Consider the following 22,316-nt stretch of genomic DNA (forward strand, 5'->3'; position numbering starts at 1 on the left):
GTCCTCGTCTGCTTTATTCGGCGGCCTTTATGTTGGCGCTTTTGAGGCTGCCTGACGGCTCTTCTGCGTCTGGCTCTTCTGCTTCGGGCTCGGCTGTCTGGGCGGCGTCATCGACCCTGTCCCAGATGATTTCTGGCGGGGCTATGCGCCGCACTGCTGTTTGCAGAGCCATGTCGCGCGCAACGCGGCTTGCGCTGCCGAGGGAGAGGGCTGCGAGGGCGCGGGCGGCCCAGCTCAGATAGGTCGAGATCCAGACACGCAAGGCGAGCATGGAGGGCGTGAAAACAAGCGTGAGCACTGTGGCAATGCCAAGGCCGAAGACGACCGCTGTTGCCAGTTGCTTCCACCAGAGCGCTGTCGGGCTATCAATCGAGTAGCCGCCATTGATAAAATCAAGGCTCAGGCCGAACATCATGGGCGCGAGGCCCGCCATTGTTGTTATGGTGGTGAGGAGAACGGGGCGGATGCGGTCTTCTGCGGTGCGCACGATGGCTTCGACGCGCGGCATATAAGAGGAATACTCCTGATAGGTATCAATCAGAACAATATTGTTGTTCACAACGATCCCTGCCAAGGCGACGATACCTGTGCCTGTCATGATGATCGAGAACGTCTGATCCATCACCAACATCCCGATGAGCACGCCTGCTGTGGACAGAACCACCGCCAAGAGAACGAGAACAGAGTTATAGACGCTGTTGAACTGGGCCAGCAAAATGATGAACATCAGGCCAAGGGCGCCCATAAAGGCAGAGCCGAGGAAGGCTTGGCTTTCGGCTTCGTCTTCCTGATCGCCGGTCCATTCCCATGCGACGCCGTCGGGAAGCGGGGTGTCATTGAGCCAGTCTGTGAGGGCTTCTATTCTGTTGGCTGGTGTCAGGGGGAGGGCTGCGAACCCTTCTCTTTTGCTTTTGACTTGTAGCTCTTCGTCGTCAGACCACTGTGCCGCAGGGATAAGACGCGTCTCGCCTGTCTCGGCGTTTGTCAGGAGCATCGTGGCGCTGGCGACGCCTGCTTTCACATCAAAATAGCGCATCTGGTCAGAGCGGTTGATTTCGGCGAGTTTGGCAACGGGTTTGCGTGTCAGGAAGTTTGACAGAGGGATCAACCCGTCTTTGGTGCGCAGCTTGAGGGTGTCTAGCGTGCTTAAGACGCGGTCTTGCTCGGGCAGGCGAACACGGATCTCGATCTCTTCATCAGAGCTGTCGACGCGCATTGTGTCCAGAAGAATGCCACGGGTGACGAGCTGGATCATGCCGCCAATGGTTTGCACGTCGGCCCCGTAACGGCCCGCTTCTTGAACGTCGACATCCAGTTGCCAGTCGATCCCGGGGAGGGGGAGTGTGTCTTCTTGCAGCGTCAGGCCTGCTGTTTCGTCAAACTTTTCCCGAACCAGAGACGTGGCCTTGATCAGGGTCTCCCAGTCATCGGACTTCAGCCGCAAATGAACCGGCTTGGCCGAGGCAGGGCCGCGCGACGCGGCGAGGATTTCGATCTTTGTGCCGGGGAGGGCGGATAGCTGTGCGGTCAGCTCGTCCAAAACCAGATCGCCGTCAAGATCGGGGCGCTCGCGACGGTCTTCCCATGGGATTGTTTCAAACTGGATTTGACCGATCGTATCCTTCGGGGGCTGGGCGCCGCCTGTGTTGGTGTTGAGGCCGCTGTCGCCCGCAAAGGAAAACGCATTGTCCACACCAGGGTGGGCGAGCACAATTTGCTCGGCGCGTTTGATCAGGGTGTCTTTTTGCTCCAGAGACAGGTTGCCTCTGGCGCGGACATAGACAATGGCCATTTCGGGCTCGGATTCGACGAAGAATTCTGTGCCGTTGTTGTTGGCTCCGTAATAGCCAAAAACGGACATCACGAAGAAAAATACGGCCGCCACAGACACGACGGGCATGATCGGGTTGCCTGTTATCAAATGAATGAACTGGCCGAAATATGTGCGCCTTCGCCCTGCGACGACGGCTTTCTTCTTCCACGTGACTTGGGCCGCGCCCAGTGTGACCGAGGCGGCAAAGCAGCCCAGCATAAAGAGGACGATCCCTGGCAGGAGTGACATCACCCCAGACGCCACAGGGCTGCCGCCAAAGAGATAGCCCGGGTTGAGCGTTTGCATGGCCCCCAGAAACACCATGTAAAGCGAGGGGACAACCAAGGCGGCCCGAAGCCACCATGGCGCTGCGGCGCGCAGTTTGTCGGACGTGTGCCCGAACAGGCGGCTCATGCGGCCTGTGACGCCGCCCATGACGGGGAGGTAGATCAAGGCCACAACCAAGGAGGCTGACAAAACAAAGATCAGCGTGACAGGCAGCATTCCCATGAATTGCCCCGGCACACCGGGCCAGAACAGCATCGGCAAAAAGGCACAGAGAGTTGTGGCCGTCGAACTGACAACAGGCCAGAACATCCGCTTGGCGGCCTCGACATAGGCGTGCATCGGACCTGTGCCTTCGGAAATACGTTTGTCAGCATATTCAACCACAACAATGGCGCCATCCACCAACATACCCACGGCCAGAATAAGACCGAACATAACAATGTTGGAAATCGTCACACCCATCAACGCCAGAAGCGCAAAGCAGAGCAGGAATGATGTTGGAATGGCGAAGCCGACAAGCAAGGCCGGGCGCACGCCCAGAGCGGCGAGGATCACAATCATAACCAGCGCAATTGCTGTTAGAACCGAGCCTTCCAGCTGTGAAATCATTGAGCCAACCACGCGGGATTGGTCATTGGAGGTTCCGACATAGACGGCTGATTGCAGTTCGGGCGGCCAGTCTGCATTGGCCTCTTTGACCACGGCTTTGACAGCGTCGGCCATATCCAGAAGATTGAAGCCTTTGCGTTTGACCACCTGAAGTGCCACCGTGGTTTCGCCGTTAAAGCGCGCGGTTCCCAGTCTGTCTTCAAAGGTCAGACGGATTTCGGCAAGATCGCCCAAAGTGACGATACGGTCGCCATTGACCTTAACGGGCAGGCTGTAAATATCTTGTGGTTCATCAAAGCTCGACGGGATTTTGACTGCAAAAGCTCCCGTGGCGCTTTCCACTTCGCCCGCTGCGATCAGCTGGTTGTTGTTGCGCACAACGTTGATCAGCTCGCCTGCGGTTACGTTATAGGCCTCAAGCTTGAGCGGGTCGATCAGGACTTCAAGCATTTCATCACGCTTGCCGGCAATGCCTGCCTCAAGCACGGCGTCCAAGCTCTCGATTTTGTCCTTTAGGTCTTCGGCCACGCGCGACATGGTGCGCTCGGGCACATCTCCGGTCAGATTGATGATCAGGACGGGAAATTCGGAAAAGTTGATCTCGTTGATCGAGTATTTTTCGGCTCCGTCAGGAAAGGCTGCTTCGGCGGCGTTCATGGCTTCGCGGACATCGGCCATGACGGCTGATTTGTCCCAGCCAAATTCAAACTCGAGGAAGACACCAGCATAGTTTTCTGCGGCGGTGGATGACATGGACTTTAGCCCGTCCAGATCGGCCACCTCGGTTTCGATCACTTTGACAAGCAGTGTCTCGCTATCACTTGCCGAGATGCCGGGGAAGGGCACAGAGACAAACAGCCCCGGGATTTGAATGTCGGGCTCGCCCTCTTTGGGCAGGTTTGCGTATGCGAAGCCGCCGACCAGCAGAGACAAGCCGATAAACGCCAAAATCATTCGGGCGCGGGATGCGGCCCAGTCAACCAAACCTGTCATTGTGCGATATCCTGATACTCAGGCGCGACAGGCACACCCTGAATGACATATTCCTGACCGATGATGATAATGTCGGCTTGCTCGGGCAGCCCTGTCAGCCAAACGCCCTTTGTGTCGTCGCGCAAGAGCGTGACCTCTTGAAACTGGGCGTTCATCTTCTCGTCCACAAGGCGCACGCCCAAGAGGCCGCTGTCATTCAGGGTCAGAGCGGATTGCGGGACCAGATGCGCGGTGCGCCCCTCGGCACCAATCAGGATTTCGGCGGTTTGGCCGTCGCGGATTGTCAGCTCAGGGTTTGGAACTTCAATTTCGACACGAAAGGTTCGGGTGAGCTGGTCGGCGCTGCGGCCAAGGAAGCTGACTGTTCCCGTGAGCAATTGCCCTGTTGTGAGGCGGCCACCAGCTTTTGCGCCGACTTTGACACGGTTGACCTGTGCCTCTGGCACGAAGCCGACAAGCTTGATCGGGTCAAGCTGAATCACAGTGGCGCAGGCGCCGCCCGGTTGAATAAGCGAGCCGAGCTCTGCCGTATCGCTTTCAAGCAGGCCTTTGAACGGCGCTTTGATCTCGAGGCGGGATATTTCTTTTTCTGATGCGGCGACGTTGGCTTGGGCGGATTCTATCGCCGCTTGAACGCCAAGCATTCCTGACTGAGCCGTTTTTAAAGCGGCTTCGGCAGACTTTACCGCGGCTTCTGCGCCGCGCACTGCCGCAGCTGTGGCAGCCACGCGCGAATCCGAGGCAAAGCCGCCTTTGGAGAGTTTGCGGGCGGCATTGTCATTGATTTGGGCTTCTTCGAGCTGGGCCTTGGCTTGTTCAAGCTGCGCGGCGGCGCGAGGAACTTGTGCTTCTGTCTGGGGAATGCGGGAGCGGGCTTCGGCCAGACGCGCTTGGGCTTCGGCGAGGCTTGATCTGCGGGTGCCTGCGTCGAGCTGGCACAGGATTTCGCCTTGTTCGACAAAGGTGCCTTTGCGCAGAGGTTCGGAAACCACCAATCCTGATGTTTCGGAGCGGACATCAACATCGCGGGCGGCTTCTGTTTGGCCGCGCAAAATGATGGCGCTGTCTATTTCTTGAGCCATGGAGCGAATGGCAATTACCCCCACGCGCTGGCGTGCATCGTCGTCTTCGACCACATCCTGAGAGGCTGACGGGCTTGTTTCTGTCTCTGTTGCATCTGTGCCTTTTGCAAAGCTCAAAAGGGCCTCTCGTTGAACGACGAGAAAGAATAGAAAGACAGTGACCAGAATGGCTGTCAGAATTGGGACTAACCGCATTGCGCGCCTCTTTGTTAGGTAGATGGCTTATATTTTAGCCCTTTGATTGGGTATACGACCCCAGAGTTTGGATAGATCAGTTTTGCTAAACTGTCTAGTTTAGTTTGGGCCTGTTGGTGTGTCTGCTGGTGTGTCTGCGCGGGCGGGGGCTGCTTCTGCTTCGGGCGGAGAGGGGCGTAGGATATGTGCCACGTGACGGCAGGTCTTGGCACTGGGCAGCCAAGGCTGTAAGAGGATCAAAAGCATGAGGGCCAAGGCGTGAGCGATACCGATAGTTTTATTGAGGAAGTGACGGAAGAAGTCCGTCGAGACAGGCTGTTTGCCTGGATGAAGCGGTATGGCTGGATCGTCATATGTGCTGTGCTGGTGATTGTTGGGGGCGCGGCTTTCAACGAATATCGCAAGGCGCAGATTACGGCCCAGACGCAAGCTTTTGGCGATGCTATTCTGAGCGCGTTGGACAATGATGATCCTGAGGCGCGTGCGGCAGCTTTGGCGACAGTCAGCGCGAGTGGCGCTGGTGCGCAGTCTCTTTTGGGGCTGCTCCAATCCAAAGAACAAATCGAAGCAGGCAATTTGGAAGCGGCGAAGCAGGTGCTTCAGTCGGTGTCAGATGACAGTGAGGCTCCGATTATTTACCGTCAGGTCGCGAGCTTCAAGCTTTTGTCTTTGCAGGCCGATGATCTGGATTTGAGTGACCGTCAGGCGGGCTATGAAGCGCTGATGGGGGGCAATCCGAACCTTCAAATTCTGGCAGAAGAACAGCTTGCTTTGATCTTGATCGAGCAAGGTAATACGCAAGAAGCGATTGCGGCATTGACGCGCATCGTTCAGAATGAGCAGGCCACGGCAGGGTTGCGCCGCCGGGCGACGCAGCTCATTGTTGCGCTTGGAGGCACTGTTCCTGACTTGGCGGACGTGCAAAGCGAGTAATGGGCTTAGACGCCTGAAAAAGGCCAGAGGGTGAACTCGATGAAGAAACATTTGCCAAGCTTAGGACCTTTCGTTTTGGGGGCTGCCTGTTTGCTCGCGTTGACGGGGTGTGAAGAGCCAGAGACGATCTTGGCGGGCAAGCGGGAAAATCTTCGCGCCGAGCAGAGCGACTCAAGCCTTGTGGTGCGTGATCCGTTCGCTCCAAATCTCAGCGCGCCTGTTTCCGTCGGCCCCGAGCAGGCGAATACCGCGTGGCTTCAGCGGCACAATAGCCCGAAGACCCGCATTCAACATCCCGCATTCAGCGGCGCGATTGTGCCTGTCTGGAGCGCAGATATCGGCTCGGGTGACAGCCGCTATGGTCGGATTACATCGGAGCCTGTGGTTTATAACGGTAAGGTTTTCACGCTTGATTCCGAAGCGCGCGTGAGTGCGACGAGCACCTCTGGGAGCGCGGTGTGGAGTGTGAGCCTTGTGCCTGAAAGAGACGCAGGCCGCGATGCAACGGGCGGCGGGCTTGCGGCGTCTGAGGGCGTGATATTTGTCACCTCCGGATTTGGCACTGTGACGGCGCTTGAGGCCGAAACCGGCGATCAGCTCTGGCAGCAAAAGCTGCAAGCCTCTGGCACAGGGCTGCCGACCGTGCGTGACGGGATTGTCTATCTCGTCGCGGGAGATGCTACCGCTTGGGCGCTCAGTGCCCAGAGCGGGCGCGTTTTGTGGCAATTGGGCTCGACGGCGGACAAGAACAACATTCTCGGGGGCGCGGCACCTGCTGTTTCTGATAGCCTTGTGGTTTTTTCCTTTGGCTCAAACGAGTTGCAGGCGGCCTTCAAGCAGGGTGGATTGCGTGTTTGGGACACTGTGATCTCTGGACAAAGGCGTGGATATACGCGCAGCCGTATCAGCGATATTACAGGAGACCCTGTAATATCGGGTGGGCGCATCTTTGCCGGCACACAATCGGGCCGCATGGTTGCGCTGGAGGCGGACAGCGGCGCGCGTCTTTGGACGGCAGAAGAAGGCCCTATGAGCCCAGCTTGGGTAGTGGGGGGCGCTGTTTTTCTGGTGTCTGATGGAAACGAACTTGTTCGGCTCGACGCAGACACGGGCGAACGGGTTTGGGGCACGAAACTGCCGTTCTTTACCAAAGACCGCCCCAAGCGTCAGAACACTGTCTTTGCCCATTATGGGCCTGTGCTGGCGGGCGGGCGACTGTATGTTACCTCCAGTGATGGCCTGATCCGCGCTTTTGATCCGACAAATGGCGTGTTGCTTCAGACAGGTGAGATCCCCGGTGGAGCCACCACAAGCCCGGTTTTTGCCGATGGCATGATGTTTGTTGTGAGCGGCAAGGGTCAACTTTTCGCTTTCCGTTGAGATGAAACTCGGATAGGTGCGGCTTTCCGCGACTGGAGCGCTTTTAGAATGAGCTTTACTTTGGCCATAGTCGGCCGTCCCAATGTTGGCAAATCAACCCTTTTCAACCGTCTGGTTGGGAAACGGCTTGCTTTGGTTGATGATCAACCTGGTGTGACGCGCGATTTGCGGGAAGGGGAGGCGAAGCTCGGCGATCTGAAATTTACGGTGATTGACACCGCAGGTCTGGAAGATGCGACCGATGACTCGCTTCAGGGCAGAATGCGGCGGCTCACGGAGCGCGCGGTGGAAATGGCCGATGCTTGCTTGTTTATGATTGATGCGCGCGCAGGCGTAACCCCGACTGACGAGGTTTTTGCCGACATTCTGCGCCGTAAAGGCTCGCCTGTTTTTGTTGCGGCCAACAAAGCAGAAGGCATGGCGGCGGATGCGGGCGTTATGGAAGCCTATGGCTTGGGTCTTGGTGATCCCATTCGGCTCTCCGCCGAGCACGGCGAGGGCCTCAACGAGCTCTATTCGGCGCTGATGCCACTTGCGGACCAATATGAAGAGCGCGCCAAAGAGGATGCGCCCGAAGTTGATGTGACCGTCCATGAGGACGAGGATGCGCCGGATCATACTCCGACAGTGAAGAAGCCGCTTCAGATTGCTGTTGTGGGGCGCCCGAATGCGGGCAAGTCTACGCTGATCAATAAAATTCTGGGCGAAGACCGCCTTCTCACTGGACCCGAGGCTGGTATCACACGCGATGCCATCTCGCTGACGCTGGAGTGGTCTGGCACGCCGGTCAGAATATTTGACACGGCTGGAATGCGCAAAAAGGCCAAGGTTCAGGACAAGCTTGAAAAGCTCTCTGTGTCTGACGGTTTGCGTGCGGTTAAATTTGCTGAAGTTGTGGTTGTTTTGCTAGATGCGGCCATTCCGTTTGAACAACAGGATCTTCGCATCGCCGACCTGGCGGAGCGGGAAGGGCGAGCTGTTGTTGTTGCCGTGAACAAATGGGACGTTGAGGACGACAAGCAAGACAAGCTCAAGGAGCTGAAAGAAGCCTTTACGCGTCTGCTGCCGCAATTGCGGGGTGCGCCGCTGATCACGGTTTCGGCCAAAACGGGACGCGGGCTTGAGCGCTTGCATGATGCTGTGCGCAAGGCGCATGATGTTTGGAACAAGCGCATTACCACGGCACATTTGAACCGCTGGCTTGATGGTATGGTGCAGGCGCATCCGCCGCCCGCGCCACAAGGCAAGCGCATCAAACTGCGCTATATGACCCAAGCCAAAACGCGCCCACCCGGATTTATTGTGATGTGTTCACATCCTGACAAAATGCCTGCGGCTTACTCGCGGTATCTTGTGAACGGGTTGCGCGAAGATTTTGATATGCCTGGCACGCCGATACGCCTGACCATGCGGGGGCAGAGCGATAAAAACCCCTACAAAGGCCGCAAGAAAGCGCCGCCCTCAAAGCTGCGCAAGCACACTCTGGGCCGCAAGAAAGACTAGCCTTTCAAGCCTTTCAGAAGGCCTATGAGCAGGTAGGTTATGCCAACTGCACAAAGGCCAAGCACGCTTGTGTTCAGCGGCTCCAGATTGCTGATGACAACTCCGATCAAGGCCCAAATGACAGCAAGGGGGTAGGAGAGAGACTTGGGGCAAGCCTTTTGCATGGCAACCGCAATGACGAGTGCAAGGAAGAGGCCAATATAGGCGGCCATTCCTGACGTGGTATAGCCATAGCCCGCCAAGAGAAGGCCGATCGAGACGCTTGACGCCGCTGTGAGCCAGCCTGCATAAGCGCCGATTGGCTCTCTTTGCCACCAGATATCCTGATCACTGGCCCGCAAAAACGCGGCGAGCGCGGCGAGGAGCATGATCCAGATTTGCACCGTGGCCCAGATCACAGATATCTGGGCGACAGCGATCCATGATGTGCCCAAAGCGAGGCTGATCAGCAGGGCGGGTCGTGCGGCATCCCAAGCGGGGTCATGTCTGCGTTTGAAAAAGCCAAACCCTGTGCCTGCGATAAGCCAGAGATACAGCACGCCCCAAATCGAGAAGGCATAGCCTGCGGGCTGAATCGGCGGATCAATTTGCGGCACAGGAAATTGACTGGCCTCAAATCCATTAAAGCCCGTTGTGAAAAACGGCGAGACGGCAAACAGAACCGCTGCTGCAAAGGTCGCGATGGGAAAATATCGGGTCATCAGATCAGGCTAGGCGCTAAACCTTATGGGTTCAAGACAGGGTTCCGTCAGGGTTCATAACGCTTTTGCCGCCGAGATAGGGCGTGAGAACGTCGGGAAGCTTGACCGAGCCGTCTTCTTTTTGGCCGTTCTCCAAAACGGCGATGAGGGCGCGGCCAACAGCCAGACCCGAGCCATTCAGCGTATGGACATATTGCGGCTTGCCGCCGTCGGCGGGCTTGAAGCGGGCTTGCATTCGACGGGCCTGAAACGCGCCACAGACAGAGACGGAGCTGATCTCGCGGTATTTGCCTTGGCCAGGCAGCCAAACTTCGATGTCATGGGTTTTGATCGCGCCAAAGCCGATGTCTCCCGTGCAGAGCACAACTGTGCGATAGGGCAGTTCTAGCTTTTCCAGAATGCCTTCGGCGCAGCGCGTCATGCGGTTGTGCTCTTCAAGGCTTTTGTCTGGGTGGGTGATCGACACCATTTCGACTTTCTCAAACTGGTGCTGGCGCAACATTCCCGAAGTGTCGCGACCCGCGCTGCCCGCTTCGGAGCGGAAGCATTGCGTATGGGCGACAAAACGGCGTGGGAGGCTGCTTTCTTCAACCGTCAAGCCATTGACAATATTGGTCAATGTGACTTCGGCTGTGGGCACGAGCCACCAGCCATTGGTGGTTTGATAGCTGTCTTCGCCAAACTTGGGCAGCTGACCTGTGCCATACATCATTTCTTCTTTGACGAGCACAGGGGTCCATGTTTCGGTCAGGCCGTTTTCTTCGATATGTGTGTCGAGCATAAACTGCGCCAAAGCGCGATGAAGGCGCGCAACGGAGCCTGACAAAACGACAAAGCGGCTGCCCGAGAGTTTGGCTGCTGTTTCAAAGTCCATGCCGGTTTTGACGCAGTCCAGATCAAAATGCTCGCGGGCTGCAAAGCCCAGCTCTTTGGGCGTTCCCCAGCTGTGAACCTCTGTGTTGTCATCTTCGTCGGCCCCGTCAGGGACATCAGAGTGCACCAGATTGGGCAGGGCGGCGAGCATTTCCGTGAGCGCTGCGTCAAGCGCCTTGGCTTCGGCCTGCATTGCGCCGACAGCGGCTTTTTGGGCGGAAACCTCATCACGCAGGCTTTCAAACAAGGCTGTGTCGCCTGAGGCTTTTGCTGCGCCGATATCTTTTGCGGCCTTGTTTTGGGCCGCTTGCGCTGTTTCGGCCGCCAAGATTTTGGTACGGCGCTCTTCGTCGAGCTTCAAAATCTGATCTGAGACAGGCGGAAGCCCTCGGCGCGCCATGGCGGCGTCAAAATCGCTGGGGTTTTCACGGATCACGCGAATATCATGCATCTCACTTGTCCTTTTGAAGAATGAGTCTTGTTGCCGCCTTATGACCGATTTTGCAGGCGAAGGTAAACGGGTGATTGTCGGTGGGCCTGATCGCCTTTGCCCATTGCAAACAATCGATATCGAGCATAGGTAGGTCTCGATTTAAAAGGGCTTTGCCCTCAACCAGACCACGACGGGGGCGTATATGAGACCTGGTGACTTGCTGATGTTGGCCGCGATTTTCGCGATTATGTATTTCCTGCTGATCCGACCACAGCAGAAGAAGATGAAAGAGCATCAACAGATGATCGAAAACATTCGCCGTGGTGATCAAGTGATCACGCAAGGCGGAATTGTTGGAAAAGTTGTCAAAGTGCGCGACGATGGCGAACTTGAAGTTGAGATTGCGGACGCTGTTAAAGTGCGTGTGATCAAGGGCACGGTTGCTCAGGTTTTGAACAAAACAGAACCAGCCAAAGCGTAAACTTTACCAAAGCACTCAAAAGACACGAGGCGGAGTCCGAATGCTTCAGATTGATAGATGGAAACGGGTTCTTATCTGGCTCGTGGTGGTTGCTGGTGTTTTGCTTGCTTTGCCGAACGGGTTTTACACCCGTGTCGAAACCCACAATGATGCGGTCAAAGCCATTGAGGCGGGCGGCACGGCTGCCGGCCTTGAGGAGCAGGCCGCACTTTGGCCGAGCTTCTTACCGTCTAGCTTGGTGAATTTGGGGCTTGATTTGCGCGGCGGGGCACATTTGCTTGCCGAAGTGAAAGTGCAAGATGTCTATGCTGCCCGTATCAAGGGCAGCTGGCCGGAAATTCGGGATCTGCTGCGCGAAGAGCGCGCAACTGTTGGCACGGTGCGTCTACAGAAAAGTGCGAGTGACGAGCTGCGCATAAAAATATCCAAGCCCGAACAGCTTCAAAACGCGGCCAGCCTGATCAGGGGGCTTGCGCGCCCCGTTTCGGGCTTGGCCGCGGCAGGAGCCAGCGATATTGAAGTCACTGTGGAGGGCGACGCTATTGTTGTGCGCCTCTCGGAGGCGGAGAAGATTGCCACGGATGAACGCACGGTGCGTCAGTCGCTTGAAATTATTCGCCGCCGTATTGACGAAGTGGGAACGCGCGAGCCAACCATTCAGCGGCAGGGCGCTGACCGCATTCTCATTCAGGTTCCAGGCCTTGGAAGTGCAGGCGAGCTGAAAGCTATTATCGGCACCACCGCGCAACTCACGTTTCATTCTGTTGTGAGCCGAGCCAGCAGCGCGGACGAACCCGCAGGCGCAGGGAACTATGTGCTGCCCTCGCTGGATGAAGAGGGCGTTTACTATGTGCTGGAGGAGGCTTCTGTTGTCTCTGGTGAGGATCTTGTCGACGCACAGCCCGACTTTGACCAAAACGGGCGGCCGGCTGTTTCGTTCCGCTTCAATACCTCTGGGGCGCGGCGCTTTGGCGATTATACCGCCGAGAATATCGGCTCTCCCTTCGCGATTGTGCTCGACAAGGAAGTCATTTCGGCGCCTGTCATTCAAAGCCATATCGCAGGCGGTTCCGGGATTATCACCGGTAACTTTTCGCTTGAAGAGAGCACAAAGCTTGCGGTTCTGTTGCGTGCGGGTGCTTTGCCTGCGGGGCTTGAGTTTTTGGAAGAGCGCACGATCGGCCCTGAGCTGGGCGCGGATAGCATTGAGGCCGGCAAGCTTGCCTGTATCGTGGCCTTTGTCGGTGTGCTGATCTTTATGGTCTTGAGCTACGGAACCTTCGGGGTTTTCGCTAATATTGCTCTTATTTTTAACGTGGTTCTGATCTTTGGCTTGCTCTCTATGTTGGGCGCGACTTTGACCCTTCCCGGGATCGCGGGAATTGTCTTGACGATCGGTATGGCTGTTGACGCCAATGTGCTGGTGTTTGAGCGTATTCGCGAAGAGTTGAAGTCTGCAAAAGGCCCAGCCCGCGCGATTGACCTTGGATATGAAAAGGCACTGTCGGCTATTATCGACGCCAATATCACGACCTTTATCACCGCCGTTATTCTCTATGCGGTTGGCTCCGGTCCGGTGCGTGGCTTTGCCATTACACTCGGGCTCGGGATTCTGACATCGGTCTTCACCGCCATTTTTGTAACGCGGCTGATTGTTGTGATCTGGTTTGAGCGCCGTAAACCCAAAACGATAGAGGTCTGAGCCATGCGATTGAGACTTGTTCCAAAAGAAACAAACGTGGATTTCTTCGCGCGTTACAAGCTTTGGCTTGGGATTTCGGCCTTTATGATGATTGTTGCGTTCGCGAGCTTTGCCTTGCAAGGGCTGAACTATGGTATTGATTTCAAAGGCGGAACGACAATTCGCACCGACAGCAGCCAAGAAATTGATATTGCCGCATACCGGAATGCTATCGAGCCATTAGAGCTGGGAGATGTCACGATCACCGAAGTTTTTGACCCGAGTTTCGGGGCCGATAAAAACGTCGCCATGATCCGTATTCAGGCACAAGACGGCGAAGAGGCGGTTACCACTGCTGTTATTGAGGCGGTGGAAAAAGCGCTTAAAGAGCAGGCTCCAGACATCACATTCAGCTCTGTCGAGAGTGTCGGGCCAAAAGTGTCTGGCGAGCTTATTCAGACGGCAATGATTGCGGTTGTGTTGGCGATTGGTGCGGTTCTGATTTACATCTGGCTGAGATTTGAATGGCAATTCGCTGTCGGAGCGGTTGTGGCCTTGGTGCACGATGTATTGCTGACCATCGGGATCTTCTCAGAGCTTCAAATCAGGTTTGATCTGGCGATCATCGCTGCGCTTCTGACCATTGTTGGCTATTCGCTCAACGATACGGTTGTTGTGTTTGACCGCGTGCGTGAAAACCTGCGCAAATACAAAAAGAAACCGTTGAAAGAGGTTATGAACATCTCGATCAATGAAACCCTCAGCCGAACCATGATGACGTCGGTCACAACACTCTTGGCGCTGATCGCCTTGTTTGTGCTTGGGGGAGATGTGATCCGTGGATTTGTGTTTGCCATGATCTGGGGCGTGATTGTCGGCACATATAGCTCTATTTTTGTTGCCTCAACAATATTGCTCTGGCTTGGTGTCAAGCGCGATTGGACGAAATCCAATGATACCACGGGCAATCAATTCGCCAATGTTGATGCCTGACCTGCTCCGTCAGGCTGTCGCGCTAGACAGCTTGGGCTGGTTGTTGGTGGTGGTCTTCTTGGCAGGCATGGTGCGTGGATTTTCCGGCTTTGGAACGGCAATGATTTTCATTCCGTTTGCCAGCAAAGTCATGGAGCCTGTTTCTGTTTTGATTGCGTTAACCGTGATGGATATTTTTGGCCCCATACCCAATTTGCCTCGTGCGTGGCGCGATGGTGAGCCCGCGAGCGTTGCGCGGCTGGGGCTTGCCACATTAATATCATTACCTTTGGGAGTTTACCTTCTCCTTGCTGTGCCGACAGAGGTGTTTCGATATGCGGTTTCGATACTGGCAATCGTGGTGCCGATTTCCTTGTTGGCGGGGCTGCGCTACCGTGGTGAGATTACACCAAAGGTTCTATATGCAGGGGGCGCAGTCGCGGGGATGACGGGCGGAGCCGTCGGACTGCCAGGACCGCCTGTTATCATGCTGTTTGCGGCCAGCACGAAGGCTGTGGGTGTGATCCGCGCCAATATTATGATGTATTTGTTTATCTTTGATATTTTCCTGTTGTTTTGGTTGGGTGTGAAAGGGCAGCTTGCCGTCTTTCCTGTTGTTCTGGGGCTTTTGTTTTTTGTGCCCTCAGTGGCCGGAAATGTCTTGGGCGCTGCCATTTTTGACCCTGCGCGCGAAAAGCTGTATCGGGGGATTGCCTATGCGGTGATTTTCACGGCGGCACTGACCTCACTACCTCTCTGGGATTGAAATATGAAACTCACTGAAATGCACTTTTCTGAAGCCCAGCCTGTCGAAAGCTATGGGGCTGGTTTTTTCAAAATCGGCGGGCAACGTGTTGAAGGCGGAATGCTTGTCGCAAATGAAAGCGTGCAGTCTTGGGCGGGTTATGAAGAGATAGAATCCCTCCTTGCGCTTCAAGGGCGGGTGGACGTTATTTTTGTAGGAACAGGCGCGGAAATTACGCATTTGCCGGCAGATATGAGGCAAAAAATAGAGCAAGCCGGCATGGGAATCGAAGTTATGAATTCGCCCTCGGCTTGTCGCACTTATAATGTGCTTGCAGCAGAGGGGCGGCGCGTCGCTCTGGCGGCGTTACCTGTCTGAGGATTGAAGAATGGAACTTCAGGTCGATAAACTCTGCGTTGCGCGTGGCGGTTTGGCTGTGTTGAAGGATGTGAGCTTTACAGTCAAGTCGGGCCAGGCGCTTGTGTTGCGCGGTCCTAACGGGATCGGAAAAACCACTTTGTTGCGCACGCTCGCAGGGCTTCAACCTGCACTCTCTGGTCGGGTTAGTCTTGAGGCGGAGGATATGGTCTATGCTGCTCATGTGGATGGCATCAAAACAACGCTCACGGTGAAAGAGAACTTGGTGTTTTGGGCGCAAATTTTTGGAACTAAGACCATTGATCAGGCGATTAACGCATTTTCGCTTTCCGACTTGATAGATAAACCTGCGGGGATGCTGTCGGCGGGGCAAAAACGCCGGCTTGGACTGGCGCGCCTGATGGTTACGGGACGGCCTGTCTGGATTTTGGACGAACCGACGGTTTCTTTGGACCTGACGGCCGTGGTTATGTTTGGAGATGTGATCCAGACACATCTGGAAGGCGGAGGGCTGGCCATTATGGCAACCCATATTGATCTTGGCTTGAAAAATGCAATGTCGTTGGAGCTGGGAGGCTATAAGGCAGTTTCGGCGCTTCAGGATGATTTTGACGAGGCGTTTTTATGATTGCTCTGCTGAATCGTGATTTGCGCCTTGCGATGCGGGCTGGCGGGGGCTTTGGCCTTGGGCTGTCGTTCTTCCTGATTGTTGTGGTGCTTATTCCCTTTGGCGTTGGGCCTGAAACAAGCCTCTTGGGGCGTATTGCGCCCGGGGTATTATGGGTTGCGGCGCTATTGGCGTGTCTCTTGTCGCTGGACCGGATGTTTGCGCTCGATTTTGAAGACGGCTCGCTTGATCTGTTGGTGACGTCACCTTTGCCGCTTGAGGGGATCATTACTGTCAAAGCGATTGCGCATTGGCTCACAACAGGCTTGCCGCTTGTTGCGGCGGCACCTGTTTTTGCACTTTTGATGAGCTTGCCGGCGAATGGCTATTTTGCTTTGGTCCTATCGCTTTTGATTGGAACGCCTGCGCTTTCGGTGATTGGCGCATTTGGGGCAGCCTTGACTGTCGGGATCAAGAGGGGCGGGCTTTTGTTGAGCCTTTTGGTCTTGCCGCTCTATGTGCCAACTCTTATTTTCGGAGCTGAGGTCGCGCGGCGGGGGGCTGAAAGCCAGCCCTATACATCTCCACTGTTGTTGCTGGCAGGGATCAGTTTTGCTGCGCTGGCTTTGCTGCCCTTTGCCAGTGCTGCTGTGCTGAGGGTGAACTTGCGGTGATGTGGCATCTCGGCACTGGTGTTTGGCAACAAATTCAGGCATGGGAATGCGTAACAAGGGAAGAGATCTATGGCGTCGATTTGGGAATATGCTAATCCGCTTAAGTTTATGCGCACAACGGAGGCTGCTCTCCCCTTTATCGGGTGGGCGGCGGCTCTGTGTCTGGTCTGTGGTCTTGTGTGGGGGTTTTTCTTCACACCTGACGACTTTCGCCAAGGCTCAACCGTCAAGATTTTTTATGTCCATGTTCCAAGCGCGATGATGGCGATCAATATCTGGGTTATGATGTTGATCACCTCTCTTGTCTGGATTGTGAGGCGGCATCATGTCAGCGCTCTTGCTGCGCGAGCAGCTGCGCCTATTGGGGCGGTTATGACGCTGATTGCGCTCTTTACGGGCGCGGTTTGGGGCCAGCCGATGTGGGGCACATGGTGGGCATGGGATCCGCGGCTCACCTCTTTCCTGATCCTGTTTTTGTTTTATTTAGGCTATATGGCGCTTTGGACTGCGATCGAAGACGACGATACAGCCGCCGATCTGACTAGCATCCTGTGTCTGGTCGGGTCTGTTTTTGCCCTTCTGTCACGCTATGCTGTGAACTTCTGGAACCAAGGCCTGCACCAAGGGGCGTCCCTGTCGCTTGATAAGAAAGAGAACGTCGCGGATGTCTTTTGGTATCCTGCGCTGGTGTCGATTGCTGGCTTTGTTCTTTTGTTCTTTGCTTTGGTGATTGTGCGCACAAATACAGAAATCAGAGCCCGCCGTGCACGGGCGCTTTTGGCGCGGGAGCGGCTGGGATGATGCCTGAACTTGGGAAATACGCAGTTGAAGTGCTTTCGGCTTACGGCGTTTCGCTGAGCCTTTTGCTGGCGCTTGTGGTGGGGAGCGTCATGCGTGCCCGCCGTGTGAAGGCCGAGCTTGAAGAGATCGAAGAGCGGAGTAAGCCACGTGGCTAAAATTTCTCCCGCCATGCTGGTGCCGCCTGTTCTGTTTCTGGGGTTTGCAGTCTTGATGTTAGAAGGGTTGAAGCTTGAAGACCCTAACGCCTTGCCATCTGTTCTGGAAGGCAAGGCGGCGCCTCATGTTGAGGTGTCTGCGCTTGGCGACCTGCCTACCTTCAGTGACGAGACTTTGAGCAGCGGAGGAGTTAAGCTTGTTAACTTCTGGGCCAGTTGGTGTGCCCCTTGCCGTGTAGAGCATCCTCATCTTGAAGCTTTGGCGGAGGCGGGTATTCCCATTTATGGCGTGAATTATAAAGATAAAGCGCCCAATGCCCTCAAGTTTTTGGCCGATTTGGGCAATCCTTACAAAGCGGTCGGCGCCGATGAGGCGGGGCGGATGGCGCTCAATTGGGGCGTTTATGGCGTGCCTGAAACCTATGTTATCAATTCAGACGGCGTCATTGTTTTGCGCTTTGCCGGCCCGATTACCAAACGTGCGATCGAGACTGAAATTTTACCCGCGATAGAAGCCGCAACCACGGCAACAGACGCACGCGACTAGGCCGCTTTGCTCTTGCTCTGTATTCCGTGTCCTGACAGTTGCACGGCCGATTTCAAGTAAATATTGATAATCCTTCAGGGTATTGGGCGCTGAAAAGGATTGGAAATATTGGGTGAAGGCGTTTCTATAGGGCGAAATATCACTGAAGAGGCTAGGCCATTGAAGACACCAGAGTATTATGCGCCCCAAGGCGGGCTTGCGCCTCAAACCCAGCTTTTGACTGATCGGGCTATGTTTACCGAAGCTTATGCCGTTATCCCCAAGGGAACCTTCAGTGATATTGTGACGAGCCTCTTGCCGTTTTGGAGAGACGCGCGCTTCTGGGTCATTGCGCGGCCTTTGTCTGGTTTTGCGGAGACATTTTCCCAATATATTGCTGAAGTTTTGCCTGGCGGCGGGAGTGAGCGGCCCGAAACCGAAGAGGGCGTCGAGGCGGTTCTTTTTATCGTTGAGGGGGCTATGACGCTCACCCTTGAAGGGCGTGAATACGTCATGGAGACGGGCGGATATGCGTATTTGCCGCCAGATGCGGCTTGGTCTTTGATCAATCATACTCAAGAAGCAGTAAAGTTCCATTGGGTGAGAAAACGCTATCAAGCTGTATCGGGATTGGACGCTCCTGAGAGTTTTGTCACCAATGAGACGACTATCGCACCGACAGCTATGCCAAATACAGACGGGAAATGGGCGACGACACGGTTTGTTGAGCCCAGTGATTTGCGTCATGATATGCACGTGAATGTTGTGACGTTCCAGCCTGGGGCTGTGATCCCTTTTGCTGAAACCCATGTGATGGAGCACGGTCTCTATGTCTTGGAGGGGAAAGCTGTTTACAGGCTCAATCAGGATTGGGTTGAAGTCGAGGCGGGGGATTTTATGTGGCTGAGAGCCTTCTGCCCACAGGCCTGCTATGCGGGGGGGCCAGGCCCGTTTCGCTATCTTTTGTATAAAGATGTGAACCGTCACATGAGCTTTCCAAAGCCTCTCTGAGAGTTCTGACCTATTCTCAAAGTAAAAAAATCGGCGCCATTGAGCGCCGATTTTCATTTTGTGCCTTAAGGCTGTCGGTTTATTTAAGCGATCCGCTGCCGTGGCCGGCGTGTCCGCCAGAGACCTCTTCTGTCGCCTCATCTGCCAATTCTTCTGGCAAGATCAGGTTCAGGATAATGGCAATGGCAGCCGCAGGCAGAAGTCCCGATGTGAGCAAGACCTGAGCGGTTTGTCCCATATGCTGAAGGGCGTTTGGCTCGAGTTGAAGGCCAAGGCCAATCGAGAGTGCGATTGCAAAGATCACCATATTCCGGCGGTTCCAGTTGACGTCCGAGAGCATCGAGATGCCTGCCGCGACAACCATCCCGAACATAACAATCACGCCGCCGCCCAAGACTTCGATGGGCACGGTGCGAATGATGCCGCCAACTTTGGGAATAAGCCCGCAGATGATCAGGAAAATGGCTCCACAGGTGACGACATGACGGCTCATAACGCCTGTCATGGCGATCAGGCCGACGTTTTGGCTGAAGGAGGTGTTTGGAAAGCCCCCAAAGATTCCGGCGATAGCTGTGCCGAAACCGTCAGCATATGTTGCGCCTTGGATTTCTTTGTCGGTTGCTTCGCGTCCAGCACCGCCTTTGCAGATACCTGAGACATCGCCCACAGTTTCAATCGCTGAAACGAAGGCCATCAGGCAGAAGCCTATGATGGCTGCTACAGAGAACTCAAAGCCGTATTTGAAGGGTTGCGGCATGGCAAAGACCGCCGAGCGCTCCCAAGATGTGGCAATTGCATCAAATGTGAGCATCCCGACTGCGAGAGCATATACATAACCAACGACCAGCCCGATCAGAACCGCTGAAATAGACAGCATCCCACGTGTGAAGAACTTCAGGCCCAAGGTCACAACAATAACCACCAGAGCGGCTGACCAGTTGAGCAGGGAACCGTATTCTGGCGTGCCCATGGCAGGAACGCCACCCGCAGCGTATTGAATGCCAACTTTGACCAATGCGAGACCGATCATTGTGACAACAAGGCCTGTCACAAGCGGGGGTAGGGCGAAGCGGATTTTGCCAATGACTGTGCCCAAGAGCGCATGAAACACGCCGCCGATCAAGACGCCGCCAAAGAGCGCGGCCAATGCGTCAACGCCTTTCCCTGCCACCAGCGGGATCATGATCGGCAAAAAGGCAAATGATGTGCCTTGAACAATCGGAAGAGCCGCACCGACTGGTCCGAGCGTAAGGGTCTGCAGGAGCGTTGCAACGCCGGCAAATAGCATCGACATTTGAATGAGATAAAGCAATTCAGGGAAGTCAGGGGAATTGGAGCCAAACCCAAAACCTGCCGCGCCTGCGACAATGATGGCAGGGGTCACGTTGGAGACAAACATCGCCAAGACGTGCTGTATTCCAAGCGGGATCGCCTTTGAAAGCGCGGGTGTATAATTCGGGTCCTTGAGTTGTTCTGGTGTCCCTATTGAAGTGTCAGCCATGGTATCCTCCTATTGACTGTTGGTCTGCCCGCTTCTTTTGGCGGGTGTTTTAATTATGGATTCACAATATATGGGGTAGAAAAAAGGAACTCTTCTAGATTTGGTGTATCACCAATGCGGTCGATAACGATGTATTGACCTGCTTCTTTGACGGGTGCGAGCACGCCATGCCAGACGTTGCGGTGAATATTGATCGTCTGATGAGGCTCTGAGAGAAAAACACGAGGGGTTGAAGGCTTGCCATCTTCATCATCCGCAACGCTCACCAGCATAGGAACCCCTGACAGGGGCACGAAGGCTTGGCTGCCATCGGGGTGGCGCTCCATCATATCTAATGTGTATGGAAACTGCCGCGCTTGGGCGTCAAAGATGCTGATCCCTGCGCGCCCTGATCCGAAGTCGAGTTTGGCAAGGTCGTGATGACGCCCGCAGAGGCCTTGATTGATAAGCTTGTCTGCGGCTCCGCTGATTTCGATCACATCGCCATAAGGGGCAAAGCTCTCTTGAGTGAGGGGGGCGGGGGATAAGTAAACGGTCATGAAAAATGATCCTGAAGTCGAAACTGAGCAATGCGTTCAACTTGACGGCAAGCTTCGGAAAACTCTTGATCATTTGCATTGTGAATGCGTGTTTTAAACGCCTCTAAGATCGTGGCTTTGGTGTGATCTCTCACCGCGATAATAAAGGGAAAGCCATGTTTGGCGACGTAATCGTCATTGAGCTGCATAAAGAGCTTTCGCTCATCATCACTGAGGTAGTCCAAGCCGGCACTGGCTTGCTCTGCTGTGCTCTCATCTGTCAGCTCTCCGGCTGCTGCAAGCTTTCCCGCAAGGTCAGGGTGGGCCTTCAAGACAGCCAAGCGTTCTAAGTGTGTGGCCGAGCGGAAGACACGGCAAAGTGCGTTGTGAACACCTGCAGCACAGTCATGGGCTGGCCCAAGTTCAAGCGCCCAAGCCCGCTTCGCGACCCATGGCGAATGTTCAAAAATACCGCCAAAGGCCTCGATAAAGCGCTCTTGGCTCATTGCACTCGGTCGTTCGGTGCGCGTGTGGGGGTGTGTTGCGGCCCAATGCTGTGCAATCTCAAGGCGGCGTGGGCACCACACATCGTCATGCTGTTGCAGGTGTTTGATAAAGCGTTTGAGGCCCGCAATTTTCCCCGGGCGGCCGATCAGGCGGCAATGAAGACCGACCGACATCATTGCGGGGCGGCCCTTTTGGCCCTCCTCATAAAGCGCATCAAAGGCGTCTATAAGATATTGGCCAAAGTCATCGCCTGTGACCCAGCCAGGCGCCGTGGCAAAGCGCATATCATTGGCTTCAAGTGTGTAAGGAATGATCAATTGGTCATGATCGCCGACCTCCAGCCAATAGGGGAGGTCATCATCATAGGTGTCTGAGATATAATCAAACTGGTGTGTTTCAGAGACCAGTCTAACAGTGTTTTCCGAACAGCGCCCCGTATACCAGCCGCGCGGCGCTGTGCCGACAACCTCGGTGTGTAGCCGTATGGCCTCAACAATGGCGCGACGCTCTTCGTCTTCGGGCATATCTTTGTGCTCAACCCATTTTAGCCCGTGACTGGCGATCTCCCAATCGGCGTCTTTCATGGCCTGAACTTGTTCAGGACTGCGCGCCAGAGCGGTGGCGACACCATAGATGGTCAAAGGGATGTCGGCTTCGGTGAAGAGGCGATGGAGCCGCCAGAACCCTGCGCGAGCGCCGTATTCGTAAATGGATTCCATATTCCAGTGGCGCTTTTCGGGCCATGGGGCTGCTCCGGGAATATCAGACAGAAAGGCTTCTGAGGCGGCATCTCCGTGCAAAACACAGTTCTCACCGCCTTCTTCGTAGTTGAGCACAAATTGAACTGCTACTTTTGCTTTGTTGGGCCAAGCTGCATAGGGCGCGTTTTGGCCATACCCCAGCATATTACGTGCGTACCGTTTCACTTGACGCCTCCGAGTTTTCTTAGTGTTTAC

The 22,316-nt window shown here is 55.2% G+C and carries 21 protein-coding genes; 14 read left to right on the forward strand and 7 right to left on the reverse strand.

The genetic code is table 11. From position 1 onward, the window contains the following. Positions 1-13 precede the first annotated feature (13 nt). The gene (locus tag ACTF58_RS02850) at positions 14-3,703 is read right to left on the reverse strand and encodes an efflux RND transporter permease subunit (protein WP_438990456.1); all 3,690 of its coding nucleotides are present in this window, start codon (positions 3,701-3,703) and stop codon (positions 14-16) included. Then, a complete protein-coding gene (locus tag ACTF58_RS02855) occupies positions 3,700-4,980 on the reverse strand; it encodes an efflux RND transporter periplasmic adaptor subunit (protein WP_438990457.1) in 1,281 nt (426 codons plus the stop codon). The genes ACTF58_RS02850 and ACTF58_RS02855 overlap by 4 nt, the downstream gene beginning before the upstream one ends. Before the next feature lie 258 nt (positions 4,981-5,238). On the opposite strand from ACTF58_RS02855, the gene ACTF58_RS02860 reads away from it, so the two are divergent. The 3 genes from ACTF58_RS02860 to der are packed head-to-tail and all read left to right on the forward strand — an operon-like array spanning position 5,239 to position 8,796. Continuing rightward, positions 5,239-5,913, forward strand: a complete 675-nt coding sequence (locus ACTF58_RS02860) for a tetratricopeptide repeat protein (protein WP_438990458.1) — start codon at positions 5,239-5,241, stop codon at positions 5,911-5,913. Positions 5,914-5,952: 39 nt separating this feature from the next. Beyond that, the gene (locus ACTF58_RS02865; RefSeq protein WP_438990459.1) at positions 5,953-7,293 is read left to right on the forward strand and encodes a PQQ-binding-like beta-propeller repeat protein; all 1,341 of its coding nucleotides are present in this window, start codon (positions 5,953-5,955) and stop codon (positions 7,291-7,293) included. Positions 7,294-7,341: 48 nt separating this feature from the next. Beyond that, entirely contained in the window at positions 7,342-8,796 is a 1,455-nt protein-coding gene (gene der, locus ACTF58_RS02870) for a ribosome biogenesis GTPase Der (RefSeq protein WP_438990460.1), read from the forward strand. Here der and ACTF58_RS02875 read toward each other — a convergent pair. Together ACTF58_RS02875 and serS are read right to left on the reverse strand one after the other, a co-directional pair. Further along, complete coding sequence (locus ACTF58_RS02875) at positions 8,793-9,497, reverse strand: hypothetical protein (protein WP_438990461.1); 705 nt, start codon at positions 9,495-9,497, stop codon at positions 8,793-8,795. The genes der and ACTF58_RS02875 overlap by 4 nt on opposite strands. Positions 9,498-9,528: 31 nt before the next feature. After that, the gene (gene serS / locus ACTF58_RS02880; RefSeq protein ID WP_438990462.1) at positions 9,529-10,821 is read right to left on the reverse strand and encodes a serine--tRNA ligase; all 1,293 of its coding nucleotides are present in this window, start codon (positions 10,819-10,821) and stop codon (positions 9,529-9,531) included. Positions 10,822-11,005: 184 nt separating this feature from the next. Between serS and yajC the strand changes: the two genes are divergently transcribed. From yajC to ACTF58_RS02935, 11 genes are all read left to right on the forward strand, one after another. Further along, positions 11,006-11,284 (forward strand): preprotein translocase subunit YajC, encoded by a 279-nt coding sequence (gene yajC, locus ACTF58_RS02885; RefSeq protein WP_298801720.1) that lies wholly within the window; start codon positions 11,006-11,008, stop codon positions 11,282-11,284. 40 nt (positions 11,285-11,324) lie between these two features. Next, positions 11,325-12,986, forward strand: coding sequence for a protein translocase subunit SecD (secD, locus tag ACTF58_RS02890; RefSeq protein ID WP_438990463.1), 1,662 nt, complete (start codon positions 11,325-11,327; stop codon positions 12,984-12,986). Positions 12,987-12,989: 3 nt separating this feature from the next. After that, on the forward strand, positions 12,990-13,958 hold the full coding sequence (secF, locus tag ACTF58_RS02895; protein ID WP_438990464.1) for a protein translocase subunit SecF: 969 nt from the start codon (positions 12,990-12,992) through the stop codon (positions 13,956-13,958). Next, a complete protein-coding gene (locus ACTF58_RS02900; RefSeq protein WP_438990465.1) occupies positions 13,945-14,703 on the forward strand; it encodes a sulfite exporter TauE/SafE family protein in 759 nt (252 codons plus the stop codon). Before secF ends, ACTF58_RS02900 begins: the two co-directional genes overlap by 14 nt. Positions 14,704-14,706: 3 nt before the next feature. Beyond that, positions 14,707-15,060 (forward strand): Mth938-like domain-containing protein, encoded by a 354-nt coding sequence (locus ACTF58_RS02905; protein ID WP_438990466.1) that lies wholly within the window; start codon positions 14,707-14,709, stop codon positions 15,058-15,060. A gap of 10 nt (positions 15,061-15,070) precedes the next feature. Next, the gene (gene ccmA, locus ACTF58_RS02910) at positions 15,071-15,688 is read left to right on the forward strand and encodes a heme ABC exporter ATP-binding protein CcmA (protein WP_438990467.1); all 618 of its coding nucleotides are present in this window, start codon (positions 15,071-15,073) and stop codon (positions 15,686-15,688) included. Continuing rightward, complete coding sequence (gene ccmB, locus ACTF58_RS02915; protein ID WP_438990468.1) at positions 15,685-16,341, forward strand: heme exporter protein CcmB; 657 nt, start codon at positions 15,685-15,687, stop codon at positions 16,339-16,341. Before ccmA ends, ccmB begins: the two co-directional genes overlap by 4 nt. Positions 16,342-16,410: 69 nt before the next feature. After that, the gene (locus tag ACTF58_RS02920; protein ID WP_438990469.1) at positions 16,411-17,142 is read left to right on the forward strand and encodes a heme ABC transporter permease; all 732 of its coding nucleotides are present in this window, start codon (positions 16,411-16,413) and stop codon (positions 17,140-17,142) included. Then, on the forward strand, positions 17,139-17,297 hold the full coding sequence (gene ccmD / locus ACTF58_RS02925; RefSeq protein ID WP_438990470.1) for a heme exporter protein CcmD: 159 nt from the start codon (positions 17,139-17,141) through the stop codon (positions 17,295-17,297). Before ACTF58_RS02920 ends, ccmD begins: the two co-directional genes overlap by 4 nt. Next, on the forward strand, positions 17,290-17,844 hold the full coding sequence (locus ACTF58_RS02930) for a DsbE family thiol:disulfide interchange protein (protein ID WP_438990471.1): 555 nt from the start codon (positions 17,290-17,292) through the stop codon (positions 17,842-17,844). The genes ccmD and ACTF58_RS02930 overlap by 8 nt, the downstream gene beginning before the upstream one ends. A gap of 159 nt (positions 17,845-18,003) precedes the next feature. Further along, entirely contained in the window at positions 18,004-18,834 is an 831-nt protein-coding gene (locus ACTF58_RS02935) for a bifunctional allantoicase/(S)-ureidoglycine aminohydrolase (protein ID WP_438990472.1), read from the forward strand. A 79-nt stretch (positions 18,835-18,913) separates the two neighbouring features. Here ACTF58_RS02935 and ACTF58_RS02940 read toward each other — a convergent pair whose 3' ends face one another. From ACTF58_RS02940 to puuE, 3 genes are read right to left on the reverse strand one after another with little or no spacing between them, the layout of a single operon-like run. After that, the gene (locus ACTF58_RS02940; RefSeq protein WP_438990473.1) at positions 18,914-20,335 is read right to left on the reverse strand and encodes a uracil-xanthine permease family protein; all 1,422 of its coding nucleotides are present in this window, start codon (positions 20,333-20,335) and stop codon (positions 18,914-18,916) included. 53 nt (positions 20,336-20,388) lie between these two features. Next, the gene (locus ACTF58_RS02945) at positions 20,389-20,874 is read right to left on the reverse strand and encodes an ureidoglycolate lyase (protein WP_438990474.1); all 486 of its coding nucleotides are present in this window, start codon (positions 20,872-20,874) and stop codon (positions 20,389-20,391) included. Beyond that, positions 20,871-22,286: an allantoinase PuuE gene (puuE, locus tag ACTF58_RS02950; protein ID WP_438990475.1), complete on the reverse strand. Its 1,416-nt coding sequence runs from the start codon at positions 22,284-22,286 to the stop codon at positions 20,871-20,873. The genes ACTF58_RS02945 and puuE overlap by 4 nt, the downstream gene beginning before the upstream one ends. Between the last annotated feature and the right edge of the window lie 30 nt (positions 22,287-22,316).

This window comes from Lentibacter sp. (assembly GCF_965657785.1).
Taxonomy (GTDB): domain Bacteria; phylum Pseudomonadota; class Alphaproteobacteria; order Rhodobacterales; family Rhodobacteraceae; genus Lentibacter.